General features: G+C 52.1%; 10 protein-coding genes and 2 rRNA genes. 5 read left to right on the forward strand and 7 right to left on the reverse strand.

Annotated features, from left to right (window positions below):
- Nucleotides 1-56: 56 nt before the first annotated feature.
- The 3 genes from IB222_RS05935 to IB222_RS05945 all read left to right on the forward strand — a co-directional run bounded on the left by IB222_RS05935 (nucleotide 57) and on the right by IB222_RS05945 (nucleotide 5,034).
- A 23S ribosomal RNA gene (locus tag IB222_RS05935) occupies nucleotides 57-2,964 on the forward strand.
- Nucleotides 2,965-3,061: 97 nt separating this feature from the next.
- Nucleotides 3,062-3,177: ribosomal RNA gene (gene rrf / locus IB222_RS05940) — 5S ribosomal RNA — on the forward strand.
- A 558-nt stretch (nucleotides 3,178-3,735) separates the two neighbouring features.
- Nucleotides 3,736-5,034 (forward strand): MFS transporter, encoded by a 1,299-nt coding sequence (locus IB222_RS05945; protein ID WP_149281474.1) that lies wholly within the window; start codon nucleotides 3,736-3,738, stop codon nucleotides 5,032-5,034.
- Here IB222_RS05945 and IB222_RS05950 read toward each other — a convergent pair.
- The 5 genes from IB222_RS05950 to trxC form a co-directional block, all read right to left on the reverse strand.
- Nucleotides 5,031-5,354, reverse strand: a complete 324-nt coding sequence (locus IB222_RS05950; protein WP_003835351.1) for a YfiM family lipoprotein — start codon at nucleotides 5,352-5,354, stop codon at nucleotides 5,031-5,033. The genes IB222_RS05945 and IB222_RS05950 overlap by 4 nt on opposite strands.
- Before the next feature lie 44 nt (nucleotides 5,355-5,398).
- Nucleotides 5,399-6,754, reverse strand: a complete 1,356-nt coding sequence (gene pssA / locus IB222_RS05955; protein ID WP_003835350.1) for a CDP-diacylglycerol--serine O-phosphatidyltransferase — start codon at nucleotides 6,752-6,754, stop codon at nucleotides 5,399-5,401.
- 114 nt (nucleotides 6,755-6,868) lie between these two features.
- The gene (gene pat / locus IB222_RS05960; protein ID WP_003835349.1) at nucleotides 6,869-9,529 is read right to left on the reverse strand and encodes a protein lysine acetyltransferase; all 2,661 of its coding nucleotides are present in this window, start codon (nucleotides 9,527-9,529) and stop codon (nucleotides 6,869-6,871) included.
- Nucleotides 9,530-9,565: 36 nt separating this feature from the next.
- Nucleotides 9,566-10,264 carry a tRNA-uridine aminocarboxypropyltransferase gene (tapT, locus tag IB222_RS05965; protein ID WP_149384804.1) on the reverse strand — a complete coding sequence of 233 codons (699 nt, stop codon included), beginning with the start codon at nucleotides 10,262-10,264 and terminating at the stop codon, nucleotides 9,566-9,568.
- Between the two features lie 69 nt (nucleotides 10,265-10,333).
- On the reverse strand, nucleotides 10,334-10,753 hold the full coding sequence (trxC, locus tag IB222_RS05970) for a thioredoxin TrxC (protein ID WP_003037559.1): 420 nt from the start codon (nucleotides 10,751-10,753) through the stop codon (nucleotides 10,334-10,336).
- Nucleotides 10,754-10,960: 207 nt separating this feature from the next.
- Between trxC and IB222_RS05975 the strand changes: the two genes are divergently transcribed.
- Nucleotides 10,961-12,040, forward strand: coding sequence for a tRNA/rRNA methyltransferase (locus IB222_RS05975; RefSeq protein ID WP_003835345.1), 1,080 nt, complete (start codon nucleotides 10,961-10,963; stop codon nucleotides 12,038-12,040).
- 33 nt (nucleotides 12,041-12,073) lie between these two features.
- Here IB222_RS05975 and ung read toward each other — a convergent pair whose 3' ends face one another.
- The gene (ung, locus tag IB222_RS05980; RefSeq protein WP_003835344.1) at nucleotides 12,074-12,763 is read right to left on the reverse strand and encodes a uracil-DNA glycosylase; all 690 of its coding nucleotides are present in this window, start codon (nucleotides 12,761-12,763) and stop codon (nucleotides 12,074-12,076) included.
- 317 nt (nucleotides 12,764-13,080) lie between these two features.
- Here ung and grcA point away from each other — a divergent pair, with 317 nt between their 5' ends.
- Nucleotides 13,081-13,464: an autonomous glycyl radical cofactor GrcA gene (grcA, locus tag IB222_RS05985; protein ID WP_003037563.1), complete on the forward strand. Its 384-nt coding sequence runs from the start codon at nucleotides 13,081-13,083 to the stop codon at nucleotides 13,462-13,464.
- Between the two features lie 79 nt (nucleotides 13,465-13,543).
- Here grcA and eamB read toward each other — a convergent pair whose 3' ends face one another.
- The gene (gene eamB / locus IB222_RS05990; protein WP_003835342.1) at nucleotides 13,544-14,131 is read right to left on the reverse strand and encodes a cysteine/O-acetylserine transporter; all 588 of its coding nucleotides are present in this window, start codon (nucleotides 14,129-14,131) and stop codon (nucleotides 13,544-13,546) included.
- Nucleotides 14,132-14,232: the final 101 nt, after the last annotated feature.

The following is a 14,232-nucleotide window of genomic DNA, read 5'->3' on the forward strand; positions in this document are numbered from 1 at the left end:
TCTCTCAAATTTTTGCAAACCGATGATGAATCGAAAGAAACATCTTCGGGTTGTGAGGTTAAGCGACTAAGCGTACACGGTGGATGCCCTGGCAGTCAGAGGCGATGAAGGACGTGCTAATCTGCGATAAGCGTCGGTAAGGTGATATGAACCGTTATAACCGGCGATTTCCGAATGGGGAAACCCAGTGTGTTTCGACACACTATCATTACGTGAATACATAGCGTAATGAAGCGAACCGGGGGAACTGAAACATCTAAGTACCCCGAGGAAAAGAAATCAACCGAGATTCCCCCAGTAGCGGCGAGCGAACGGGGAGCAGCCCAGAGTCTGAATCAGCATGTGTGTTAGTGGAAGCGTCTGGAAAGTCGCACGATACAGGGTGAAAGTCCCGTACACAAAAGTGCATGTGTTGTGAACTCGAAGAGTAGGGCGGGACACGTGGTATCCTGTCTGAATATGGGGGGACCATCCTCCAAGGCTAAATACTCCTGACTGACCGATAGTGAACCAGTACCGTGAGGGAAAGGCGAAAAGAACCCCGGCGAGGGGAGTGAAAAAGAACCTGAAACCGTGTACGTACAAGCAGTGGGAGCACCCTTTGGGGTGTGACTGCGTACCTTTTGTATAATGGGTCAGCGACTTATATTCTGTAGCAAGGTTAACCGAATAGGGGAGCCGAAGGGAAACCGAGTCTTAACTGGGCGTTAAGTTGCAGGGTATAGACCCGAAACCCGGTGATCTAGCCATGGGCAGGTTGAAGGTTGGGTAACACTAACTGGAGGACCGAACCGACTAATGTTGAAAAATTAGCGGATGACTTGTGGCTGGGGGTGAAAGGCCAATCAAACCGGGAGATAGCTGGTTCTCCCCGAAAGCTATTTAGGTAGCGCCTCGTGAATTCATCTTCGGGGGTAGAGCACTGTTTCGGCTAGGGGGTCATCCCGACTTACCAACCCGATGCAAACTGCGAATACCGAAGAATGTTATCACGGGAGACACACGGCGGGTGCTAACGTCCGTCGTGAAGAGGGAAACAACCCAGACCGCCAGCTAAGGTCCCAAAGTCATGGTTAAGTGGGAAACGATGTGGGAAGGCACAGACAGCCAGGATGTTGGCTTAGAAGCAGCCATCATTTAAAGAAAGCGTAATAGCTCACTGGTCGAGTCGGCCTGCGCGGAAGATGTAACGGGGCTAAACCATGCACCGAAGCTGCGGCAGCGACACTATGTGTTGTTGGGTAGGGGAGCGTTCTGTAAGCCGTTGAAGGTGTACTGTGAGGTATGCTGGAGGTATCAGAAGTGCGAATGCTGACATAAGTAACGATAATGCGGGTGAAAAACCCGCACGCCGGAAGACCAAGGGTTCCTGTCCAACGTTAATCGGGGCAGGGTGAGTCGACCCCTAAGGCGAGGCCGAAAGGCGTAGTCGATGGGAAACAGGTTAATATTCCTGTACTTGGTGTTACTGCGAAGGGGGGACGGAGAAGGCTATGTTAGCCGGGCGACGGTTGTCCCGGTTTAAGCATGTAGGCGGGAAGTTTAGGTAAATCCGGACTTCTTTTAACGCTGAGGTGTGATGACGAGGCACTACGGTGCTGAAGTAACAAATGCCCTGCTTCCAGGAAAAGCCTCTAAGCATCAGGTAACACGAAATCGTACCCCAAACCGACACAGGTGGTCAGGTAGAGAATACCAAGGCGCTTGAGAGAACTCGGGTGAAGGAACTAGGCAAAATGGTGCCGTAACTTCGGGAGAAGGCACGCTGATATGTAGGTGAAGTGGTTTACCCATGGAGCTGAAATCAGTCGAAGATACCAGCTGGCTGCAACTGTTTATTAAAAACACAGCACTGTGCAAACACGAAAGTGGACGTATACGGTGTGACGCCTGCCCGGTGCCGGAAGGTTAATTGATGGGGTTATCCGTAAGGAGAAGCTCTTGATCGAAGCCCCGGTAAACGGCGGCCGTAACTATAACGGTCCTAAGGTAGCGAAATTCCTTGTCGGGTAAGTTCCGACCTGCACGAATGGCGTAATGATGGCCAGGCTGTCTCCACCCGAGACTCAGTGAAATTGAACTCGCTGTGAAGATGCAGTGTACCCGCGGCAAGACGGAAAGACCCCGTGAACCTTTACTATAGCTTGACACTGAACACTGGTCCTTGATGTGTAGGATAGGTGGGAGGCTTTGAAGTGTGGACGCCAGTCTGCATGGAGCCATCCTTGAAATACCACCCTTTAATGGCTGGTGTTCTAACGTAGACCCGTGATCCGGGTTGCGGACAGTGTCTGGTGGGTAGTTTGACTGGGGCGGTCTCCTCCTAAAGAGTAACGGAGGAGCACGAAGGTTAGCTAATCCTGGTCGGACATCAGGAGGTTAGTGCAAAGGCATAAGCTAGCTTGACTGCGAGAGTGACGGCTCGAGCAGGTGCGAAAGCAGGTCTTAGTGATCCGGTGGTTCTGAATGGAAGGGCCATCGCTCAACGGATAAAAGGTACTCCGGGGATAACAGGCTGATACCGCCCAAGAGTTCATATCGACGGCGGTGTTTGGCACCTCGATGTCGGCTCATCACATCCTGGGGCTGAAGTAGGTCCCAAGGGTATGGCTGTTCGCCATTTAAAGTGGTACGCGAGCTGGGTTTAGAACGTCGTGAGACAGTTCGGTCCCTATCTGCCGTGGGCGCTGGAGAATTGAGGGGGGCTGCTCCTAGTACGAGAGGACCGGAGTGGACGCATCACTGGTGTTCGGGTTGTCATGCCAATGGCATTGCCCGGTAGCTAAATGCGGAAGAGATAAGTGCTGAAAGCATCTAAGCACGAAACTTGCCCCGAGATGAGTTCTCCCTGACTCCTTGAGAGTCCTGAAGGAACGTTGAAGACGACGACGTTGATAGGTCGGGTGTGTAAGTGTAGCGATACATTGAGCTAACCGATACTAATGAACCGTGAGGCTTAACCTTACAACGCCGAAGGTGTTTTGGCGAAAGACAGACATCGATTTCAGCTTGATTACAGATTATATCGACATGCTAAAAGCGTGTTGATAAACAGAATTTGCCTGGCGGCTGTAGCGCGGTGGTCCCACCTGACCCCATGCCGAACTCAGAAGTGAAACGCCGTAGCGCCGATGGTAGTGTGGGGTCTCCCCATGCGAGAGTAGGGAACTGCCAGGCATCAAATAAAAGCGAAAGGCTCAGTCGAAAGACTGGGCCTTTTGTTTTATCTGTTGTCTGTCGGTGAGCGCTCTCCTGAGGAGGACAAATCCGCCGGGAGCGGATTTGAACGTTGCGCAGCAACGGCCCGGAGGGTGGCGGGCAGGACGCCCGCCATAAACTGCCAGGCATTAATTAAAGTGAAGAAGCCCATCCTGCCGGATGGGCTTTTTTGCGTCTGTGCGGGATGAAAACCGCCGGATGCGGCGTGCCGCCTTATCCGGCCTGCAGGGGCTGGGCTGAACGTATTTTGCAGGCCTGATAAGCGCAGCGCATCAGGCAACGCGGCGGTACATTGCCGGATTCGACGTAACAGCCTTAATCGACCAACAAAAGCACAATGTCTCGATCTACTACACGGATCTCTCCCTCGAACATATCTAAATCCTTTCTCTGCTAATTAAAATCGTGATCTTTACCGCACAATAAGATATAACAATTATATAACATTCTATTCACTAAAAAACACACAACCATCATTGATAAATTCACGCGATCGTTGGCAGGGGTACAATTCTAATGGCTGATAGTAGTGTAACTGAGAACGGGGCGCTGTCAGACGGCGATACCCGTCGTCGTATATGGGCGATTGTCGGAGCATCATCAGGGAATCTGGTCGAATGGTTTGATTTCTATATCTACTCTTTCTGCTCTCTTTATTTTGCTCATATCTTTTTTCCCTCCGGAAATACCACCACGCAACTCTTACAAACCGCCGGCGTTTTTGCCGCTGGCTTCTTGATGCGACCAATTGGAGGCTGGCTGTTTGGCCGTATCGCAGATAAGCACGGGCGTAAAAAGTCCATGTTGCTGTCCGTTTGCATGATGTGCATGGGATCGTTGGTGATCGCTTGTCTACCGGGATATGAAACTATCGGTACCTGGGCGCCTGCGCTATTACTGCTGGCCAGGCTATTCCAGGGGTTATCTGTCGGTGGTGAATACGGAACCAGCGCGACCTATATGAGTGAAGTCGCCGTTGAAGGTAAGAAAGGTTTTTATGCTTCATTCCAGTACGTAACGTTAATCGGCGGACAGTTACTGGCATTGCTGGTTGTGGTCATATTACAGCACACGTTAGAAGACTCAGCGCTCAGAGAATGGGGTTGGCGTATTCCATTTGCGTTGGGCGCCGTGCTGGCTATTGTTGCGCTATGGCTGCGTCGCCAACTGGATGAAACCTCGAAACAGGACGTTCGTGCTCTGAAAGAAGCGGGCTCTCTGAAAGGTCTGTGGCGTAATCGCAAAGCTTTTGTCATGGTGCTTGGTTTTACCGCCGCGGGTTCGTTGTGTTTTTACACGTTCACAACCTATATGCAGAAGTACCTGGTTAACACAGCCGGTATGCATGCCAACGTAGCCAGCGGGATTATGACGGCGGCACTGTGTGTGTTCATGCTGATACAACCGCTGTTCGGCGCCTTGTCTGATAAAATTGGCCGACGTACTTCAATGCTGTGTTTTGGCGCGTTGGCCGCGATTTTCACTGTTCCCATTCTGACAGCATTGCAAAGCGTAACATCCCCGTATATGGCGTTTGCTCTGGTGATGTGTGCTCTGTTAATCGTCAGTTTCTATACGTCAATTAGCGGTATTCTGAAGGCCGAAATGTTCCCGGCGCAGGTGCGCGCTCTGGGGGTTGGATTATCTTATGCGGTGGCCAATGCGTTGTTTGGCGGTTCAGCCGAATATGTCGCGTTGTCCCTGAAGTCTGTCGGTATGGAGACGACATTCTTCTGGTACGTCACTGCGCTGGCAGTCGTTGCGTTTTTAGTATCGCTAATGCTGCATGGGAAGGGGAAAGGTCTGCGCCTCTAGTAATGTGCCAGTTGCCAGACCGCATAGCCGGTAGATGCGCCTGCAACATCCCAGGCGAAGTCCTTCCAGCTCCAGCCGCTCCCAGCGGGACGGCTGTCCCATAGCTCTTTTGACGCACCCAGGCTGACTGAGAACATCAGGCCGATAGCCGCACTGCGATCGCGGCTGTTGCCCTGATGTTGGGCATATTCATTGCCGGCTGCGGCAAGCATGGCGGAGGCGATGAAGTGTTGAGCTTTGTCTTGCCCGCTCCACTGGTCGTTAGCCATATGGCTGCAGCCCGAAATGGCAAGGATACTGATAAGAATGAACAGGCGCACCGTTGCCTCCATATGAAAAACCCCGTCACTGGACGGGGTCTTGATTACAGAATACGGCTAATTAATCTGTCGATACGAATACGGCGCAGTCGACGGATGAGTTTACGCACTTTGACTGGATAGTCAGCAATGCTTTGCAGGTCGCGATAGTGCTTAACGACGGTAGTATGCGTACGGATAAGCTCCAGCTCTTTATCGCGCTGAGGGGTGAGCTCTTGCTTAGGATCGTGGATAAGGATGGCGTTTTCCAGATCCAGACGCCAGGCGCGAGGGTTAAGGTTGTTGCCGGTGAGCAGCATCCATTTATCATCAACCCACATACCTTTCAGATGATAGGTATTGTCATCATCTTTCCATAAGCGCACGACCAACTGGTCGGTATTCACGTAATACTGCAATCTGCTCAGAAAACGGCGCAGATTTATTTCATACAGATAAGGCAGCGCACCGATGATCTTGAATGGCTCATCTTCCGGGATGAAAAAGTCGTTGGCGGTTTTATCACCGACAATGATTTCAACCTTTTTCCCTTCACGCAGCAGTTGAATGATATTGCGCACCAGTATGGCTGGAAGGTTGAAATAAGGGGTACAGATTGTAAGCTTGTGCTCCGCGCAGGGCATAAGATGGAAAATGGTCTTATTTAAAAGACTGGATTTCCCAAGACCCACCAGAGGCGTAACCGAAAGCTGTTCGTTATCAGCATCACCCTGAAAATGGAATGACGCATCGCGCAGTTCCTGACGGTACAGGCGGATGTCGTTTTTAATTTCTGGGCTTTTAGGGCGGTTGATATCATCAAGACGGTTAACGCCGCGACCGTTCATCAGGTTTTGCGTCACCCAATCGAACATGATATCGGCCATTTGCGCGTTGCGAATCAACTGATAACGGTCATAGCGATATTTATCATGCTGATGTAGGTAAACATCGTTCAGACTGGCCCCGCTGTACAGGACGCTGTCATCAATGATAAAGCCTTTGAAATGCAGGACGCCAAGCGCTTCACGGGTGTTAATCGGAACGCCATAGACAGGAATATCGATACCAGGGTTTTCTTGCGCCATTCGGCAATACCAGTCAGCATTGGTATTGGATGCCGCAGCCCCAATACGACCGCGCTGGGCTCGGTGCCAGTCGACAAGCACCCGGACATCCAGTTCAGGACGCTGCCGTTTTGCCGCATAGAGAGCGTCAAGTATGCCTTTACCACCGTCATCCTGTTCCAGGTACAGCGCAATAATGCAGATCCGTCGCGTCGCGCTGGCTATTTTTTCCAGCAGAGTCTCCCTGAAATTAGCGGGAGCATAAAAGAAATCTACATCATCAACTGACTGAGAAATCTTGGGTAGTTGGGCAAGGTGTTGTTGATGTTTATTACGCTTAAATTTTGACAACATCACAGTGCATTTCTTCTCTGTTCATTGAAGGGTCCTCTGTGCTATGCAGACGACATAAGCGGGCAATGATACCACCAGTACCCATTAATGTGGTCAACATTTCCAGTACCTTACTCACGATTCCTCACATTGGGCCAGATTAAGCGTTAGCCCAACAATTCCCTCTTCGAGCTGGACGTCAACAACAAACCCGAGTTTTCGGGCCAGGGCGACCATCCCACGATTGTTCGGCATCGTAATACCATTCAAACGTATAAGTCCGTGATCTCGAGTATAGGCAATTAATTTTTCCATCAATCGGCGACCCAGTCCAAGCCCTTTGAGATCGGAACGAACCAGTACGGCAAACTCAGCGTCTACGTTATCAGGATCCGAGATCGCTCGCGTTACGCCGAGGATCTCTTCGTGATTATCTTTACAACGCACCGCAACAAAGGCCATTTCCCGATCGTAGTCGATCTGCGTCATATTGGCTAAATCTTCGTGGGTAAATTCGTTGATCTCACTGAAATAGCGATAATAAAGATCTTCTTTTGTCACCTGAGAAATGAACTGCTGAAGATGAGGTTCATCCTCCGGCAAAATGGGGCGGAACAGACAGCGCTCGCCGTTCTTCAACTCCACCCACTCTTCAAGCTGATGAGGGTAGGGGCGTACAGCCAGTCTGCTTTCGTTATCGCCCGTGAAAGGAGCAATATCCAGCGTAACGTCCAGCGCGGTAAATTCTCCGGCGGAGGCCAGCAGCGGATGAATATCCAGACGCTGAATTTCCGGACAGTCGACGATCAGGTTGGAGACCTGCACCAGAAGCTGGCTCAACCCGGCGATATCCAAAGGGCGCAGTGCACTGCGCGCGCGGATCTTTTTATTTTTGATCCCCTGGATCACCAGATAACGCGCCAGATTCATGTTCAATGGCGGCAATGCCACCACGGCTTGATCTTCCGGTCGCCACTCAACACCACCTTCACCCAGCATAATCAACGGGCCAAATACCGGGTCGTGTTCAACGACGACGCGAAGTTCCTGAGCACCAGCGCGATTCGCCATACTTTGTACTAATAAACCGTGAATGCGTGCCTGCGGCCAGGCCATTTTTACCCGATCGAAAATTGCATTGGCAGCCTGCTGCACTTCTGTTGCTGTACGCAGGTAGAGCATTACCCCTTGAACTTCCGACTTATGCGGGATATCAGGAGAACGCAGCTTGAGCGCCACCGGGTAGCCGATTTGCTCCGCGATGTGTACCGCTTCCGCGCTGTCGCTGGCGATCCACGTTGGCAGCGTGTGTAAGCCATAAGCCTGTAAAATCGGCTGCACTTCGTGGGTATCAAGCGATGTGGCTCCTTCAGCAATCGCCCGCTGTAACAGATTATGCGCTTCGGCGGTGTTGGAGGTCAGGCTGTCAGGCAGCGCAGGCGTTTCTCGTAGCTGCTTCTGGTTTCGCCGATACTCCACCATATGCATAAATGCGGTGATGGTACCTTCCGGCGTGCGGTAGGTGGGCAGTCCGGCTTCACTAAACAGTCTGCGGGCTTCCTGAGAGGAAAACTCTCCGCACCAGTTGGTCAGTAACGAGACGAATTTTCCTCGGGGGTGATGCTTTACCGCTTCAATCAATGCCTGTGCGCTTTCGGTTCCGGGAGCGGCTGCGCTGGGGGAATGAATCACCATCAACGCGTCGAAATCCTGGCTGGCAAGCAAAATATCCAGCGTCTTAACGTAGTGTTCGCTGCTGGCGTCATCACGCAGATCCAGCGGGTTGGCGATATCAACATGTTCAGGCAAGGCATCGCGTAATTTCTGGCAGGTGTCTTCACTCAACGTCGCCAACTTGCCATTTTTTGACCACAGTTCATCTAATGCCAGTGCGGCAGGCGCGGCCCCATTGCTGATGATCATCAGCCTGTCGCCACGCAGCGGGCGCATGTGGCTCAGGGTTTCGACCGCCGAGAACAGCTCGTGGGTGTCTTGTACGCGTAGTAAACCGGCGCGCTGAATAGCGGCGTCCCACGCGGGGTCCATCCCGGCGCTGGTATGCAGTAAACGCTGCGCCGCTGGACTACGACCGCTCTTAATCACCAGAATAGGTTTATTGCGCGAGGCGCTGCGGGCGGCGGAAACAAAGCGTCGGGCATCACTTAAATGCTCGAGATACAGCAATATCGCGCTGGTTTTGCTGTCGCGCGCCAGGTAATCCAGCAACTCATCAACGTCAATATCCAGGCTATCACCCAGCGCGATAAAGTAAGAAAAGCCCATTTCTCTCTGCTGTGCCCAGTCGAGAATGGTGTTGGATACGGCGGCGGATTGAGAGATAAAAGCCAGCTTGCCGCGCTTAATCGGAACGGGGGAAAAGCTGGCGTTAAGTCCTTGCCAGGGCGCGAGAAGTCCCAGGCTGTTGGGGCCCAGCAAACGTATGTTGTAGCGTGATGCGCAGGCCAGTAGCTCTGCGTGCTGCGCCGCGGGAGCTGAGAGAATAATGCAGGTTTTACAGCCTTTCTCGCCAAGCGCTTCGAGTAACGCCAGGTTACGGCTGGCATTGGTGCACAACACGGCGAGATCCGGGCTAAAAGGCAGGCTGTTGATATTGGGCCACGCCAGTACGCCCAACACCGCTTTCCATGCGGGCGTCACCGGTAAAACAGGTCCATTGAAACCGCCGGCAAGCAGGTTACGCATCATCAGGTAACCCGCGCGATTAGGCTTCATTGACGCCCCAATCACCGCAATGGATTTCGGTCGCAGTAGTGCTTCCAGGCCACGCTGACTCATATCGGCTTCCTTAATGACACCAGTGACCGAATGATTTTAAACGTTTTCTGATGAATCTGCTGTGACGCTTCCCTGATGTTGAGTTTTTCCTGCCAGGTAGCGGGTTTTAAAGCGAGTGAAATGATCGCTTAACCCTTCAGCGGCTTGCGTATCTCCCGCCAGATCCAACAAGGCGATGGCCACTTCGGCAGTGCAATATTGCCCTTCAGCGTGAACGCCACGCAGGTGGTAAGCAGAAAGGCGTGATAAATCAACGGAGATCACTGGCAGGTTATCGAGGTACGGGCTTTTGCGGAACATTTTACGCGCCTCAGGCCAGGTGCCGTCGAGCATGATAAACAATGGGGGCTTACCGGCTGGTGGCGTGAAAATCACTTCACGCTCTTCACCCGCATAGGAGGCCGGGAATACAACCATCGGCTGGTAATCCGGATTTTTCACCAGTTCCAGCAGCGCCTGCGGCGGCTCGGTGCGTGACCACTGAAAAGCCGTGGTATCGGGCAGAATATCAGCAATCAAACGCCCCGTGTTGCTGGGCTTCATCGGCTCGGTATCAAACATCACCAGACAAAAGCGACTTTTTGCCTCAGAGGGCATTAGCGTTGCGCACAAGCAGAGCTTCAGCGGCAGCAGGCAGCGCTGACAGCGGCGAATGCGATTACCTCGGGCAAGGAAAGGGCGCGTGGCGCGCGCAAGGCGCTCAGCGCGTAACAGAAGAACAGCGTTATCGGTCATGGGGAAACACGTTGAAAAACGCTATTGTCGCAGAGGCGAAAACGGGGCACAAGATGCGCCCCGTAGAGATTATAATGATTCGTTAAGCCAGCTATCAAACGGGGCTTTTGGTACAGCGCCGTTAAGCATGTCGACGATTTCACCTTTTCTGAAGATCATGATGGTCGGAATGCTGCGGATACCGAAACGGGCGCTGAGTTCACGCTCGGCTTCCGTATTCACTTTAACAAAACGCACTTTACCGCTACGCTCTTCCGCGACATCTTCAAAAATCGGGGCGAAGTTACGACATGGACCACACCAGGGGGCCCAAAAATCAACCACCACCGGGAGATCGTCTTTTAACAGTTTATCCAGTGTTTCACCGGTCGCATTGATCACCTCCCCATCAAACAGGTCGTGACCACAGCGTCCGCATTTAGCCGCTTCCTGGACACGATCGTCGGGGATACGGTTGATAGCCTGGCAGCTGGTACAAACGGTATTCATAACTAACCTCTGGATGAGTGGAGTGGACTTCACGGCAGTAACGCCAGTATGTTTCTATTATGTTACATATTATCGGGGAGTCTGTTCTAAACAACAATGCGTTTTATTCAATGAGTACAATAGTCCTTAGCTTTTAAATGAAATAATGGCTAACGACGTGCACATCGGGTAATCTGCGCGCTTCGCGCAGAGCAGGTGGAGAAAAACATGAGCGACGAACTGAAGAACAAAAACGGCAAGGTCAAAGTGATGTACGTCCGCAGTGACGATGACTCGGATAAACGCACCCAAAATCCACGTACTGGCAAAGGCGGTGGTCGCCCCGGTACTTCCCGAGCCGAAGGCGGTCGTCGCCCTGCCCGTGATGACCGAAAGGGTCCGAACAGCGAACGCGGTCGTGAACGTGGTCGTGACCGCGATGTAGAACGTGACCGCAGACGTGAAGATTCACCGTGGCGTACCGTGTCCCGCGCACCGAATGATGACGCAGCGGATAAAGCCGATCACGGCGGTATTAGCGGTAAGAGCTTTATCGATCCTGAAGTATTACGCCGTCAGCGCGCGGAAGAAACCCGCGTTTACGGTGAGAATGCCTGCCAGGCTCTGTTCCAGAGTCGCCCGGACGCCATCGTTCGCGCCTGGTTTGTTCAGAGCGTAACCCCGCGCTTTAAAGAAGCATTACGCTGGATGGCGGCAAACCGCAAAGCCTATCACGTGGTTGACGAAGCCGAGCTGGCGAAAGCCTCTGGCACCGAACACCATGGCGGCGTCTGTTTCCTGATCAAAAAACGTAACGGTACTACCGTTAAGCAATGGGTCGGTCAGGCAGGGGCGCAGGATTGCGTGCTGGCACTGGAAGATATCGCTAACCCCCATAACCTGGGCGGCATGATGCGTAGCTGCGCGCACTTCGGTGTGAAAGGCGTAGTGGTTCAGGATGCGGCGCTGCTGGAATCAGGTGCGGCCATCCGTACAGCTGAAGGCGGAGCTGAGCACGTTCAGCCGATTACCGGCGACAGCATTGTTGATGTGCTGGACGACTTCCGCCAGGCGGGTTACACGGTTGTGATGACCTCAAGCGGGAAAGGCAAACCGCTGTTTACTACCACCCTGCCGGAAAAAATGGTGCTGGTATTAGGGCGTGAGCGTGAAGCTCTGCCAGAAGCAGCATGCTCAGCCGACGATTTGTGCATAGCGATTGACGGCACTGGCAAGGTAGAAACGCTCAACGTTTCTGTGGCAACAGGCGTGCTGCTCGCGGAGTGGTGGCGTCAGAACAAAGCCTGATAATAAAAATGCCAGCGAATCGCTGGCATTTTTTTACTCGCTTTCTACGGGTAATATCGGCATCCAGTCAATTGGCTTTTCACCTCGTTGTTCCAGCCATTCATTCGCCAGTACAAAGTGATTGCAGCCAAAGAAACCGCGATGCGCAGAGAGCGGTGATGGGTGGGGCGCTTTCAACACATGGTGACGCTGCGTATCAATAATCGCGCCTTTCTTCTGTGCGTGAGAACCCCAGAGCAGGAAAACCACGCCTTCCCGATGTTGGTTAATCAGACTGATGACTTTATCGGTAAATGTTTCCCACCCAAGGCTGGCGTGAGAATGTGCCTGACCGGCGCGGACGGTGAGTACGGTGTTGAGTAACAGTACCCCCTGACGTGCCCAGCTTTCCAGGTATCCGTGTGTTGGGCGCGTGAAGCCTGGAATCGTTGCCTCCAGCTCTTTGTACATGTTCAGCAATGAGGGTGGAGTGGCAATGCCGGGGCGGACAGAGAACGCGAGACCGTGTGCCTGGCCTGGACCGTGGTAAGGATCCTGACCCAGGATGACAACTTTCACGTCACCAAGCTCGGTAAAGCGAAAAGCGTTAAACACATCTTTTTGCGGCGGATAAATTGTCATTCCTGACTGACGCTCGCCGGCAACAGTATGCAGTGTGTTAACAAAATAAGGCTGCTGTTTCTCTTCAGCCAGCACATCGTGCCAGGTTAATTCGGTGGCCATCTCGCTCTCCTGCGAATTTTCAATCCCCCTAGCTTAACTGCTTCTTTCGGCGTCGCAAAATTCTGTACGTTTCTCAATGGTCTACCCCTTAAAGATAGTTGAAAATTTATGTAAAAAGTTTAGCTGCGCATATGGCGTAAGTTGATGTAAAACAATAAAATCCACCTATCACCACTTTTCATGTGTGGTTTTTATTGATTTAAATCAAAGATTCAAGGGTGTGTGAGGGGTATATATACACTCAAGCAACAATGGTTTTACCAATTGGCCGGATGACGGCCAACCGAGATCAAATAATTTTGCCGGGGAGGCATCAAATGATTACAGGTATCCAGATTACTAAAGCTGCAAACGACGACCTGCTGAACTCTTTCTGGCTGCTGGACAGCGAAAAAGGCGAAGCACGCTGCATCGTTGCGAAAGCAGGTTTCAATGCTGATGAAGTCGTTGCAGTCAGCAAACTGGGCGAAATCGAATACCGTGAAGTACCGGTAGACGTACAGCCGGAAGTCCGCGTGGAAGGTGGTCAGCACCTGAACGTGAACGTTCTGCGTCGCGAAACGCTGGAAGATGCAGTTAAGCATCCGGAAAAATATCCGCAGCTGACCATCCGTGTTTCTGGTTATGCAGTGCGTTTCAACTCTCTGACCCCAGAACAGCAGCGCGACGTTATTGCTCGTACCTTTACTGAGAGCCTGTAAGGCTCACGGGGAATAACCCCGTTTAGCAGAGAATCAAAAAGCGGAAGATGCCAGTGCGTCTTCCGCTTTTTTGCATCTGTTAGTAAAAGATCCTCACCGCGCAATACACCAACAACAGCGCCAGAATGATATTCAACTGTCGACCGTAACGGCGAAAAACGCGCTGAAAAAGATGGCCCGCCAGCGCCCAGCAGGCATTCCCGAAGGTGCCTATCAGCGCTAACAGAATACTCACCCCAATCAGCCAGTGGGCGTCCTGAGTGTACGGTAATACAAACGTGGATAACGCGGTAATGCCGTACAAAATGATTTTCACGTTAACAAACTGCAAGCCAAAACTTGCCCAGAAGCTAATCGGCTCTGACTGCAATCTATCGTTCGAGGTCGGGCTGGTAGCGATCTTCAGCGCCAGCCACAGGATATAAGCGGCCCCAGCCCAACTAAGCCAGTGGATGATGGCTGGATCCATGACCGCCAGTGAAAATGAAATCCCGGCGCACATCATCATGACGATTAAAAAGCCCAGACTCATTCCGGCCAGTACGTGTGTACTCTGACGAAAACCGTGTGACGTCGCGGCACTGAGCGCAAGGATGTTGTTTGGTCCGGGGGTTAGCGCGGTAATCAATGTATAGGTCCAGAATGCACTTAAAAGCATGGGGGTCACTTGTTATCTCCTCTGTTTTGATAGACAGTACCCGAGGCAAAACATTAAAAAAAATGAATGTTTTTGCATTCTGAATTCGATATTTTCGATGGGTTGGTGCG

Origin of the sequence: Citrobacter sp. C13 (assembly GCF_014596815.2) — a bacterium.
Classification (GTDB): domain Bacteria; phylum Pseudomonadota; class Gammaproteobacteria; order Enterobacterales; family Enterobacteriaceae; genus Citrobacter; species Citrobacter portucalensis.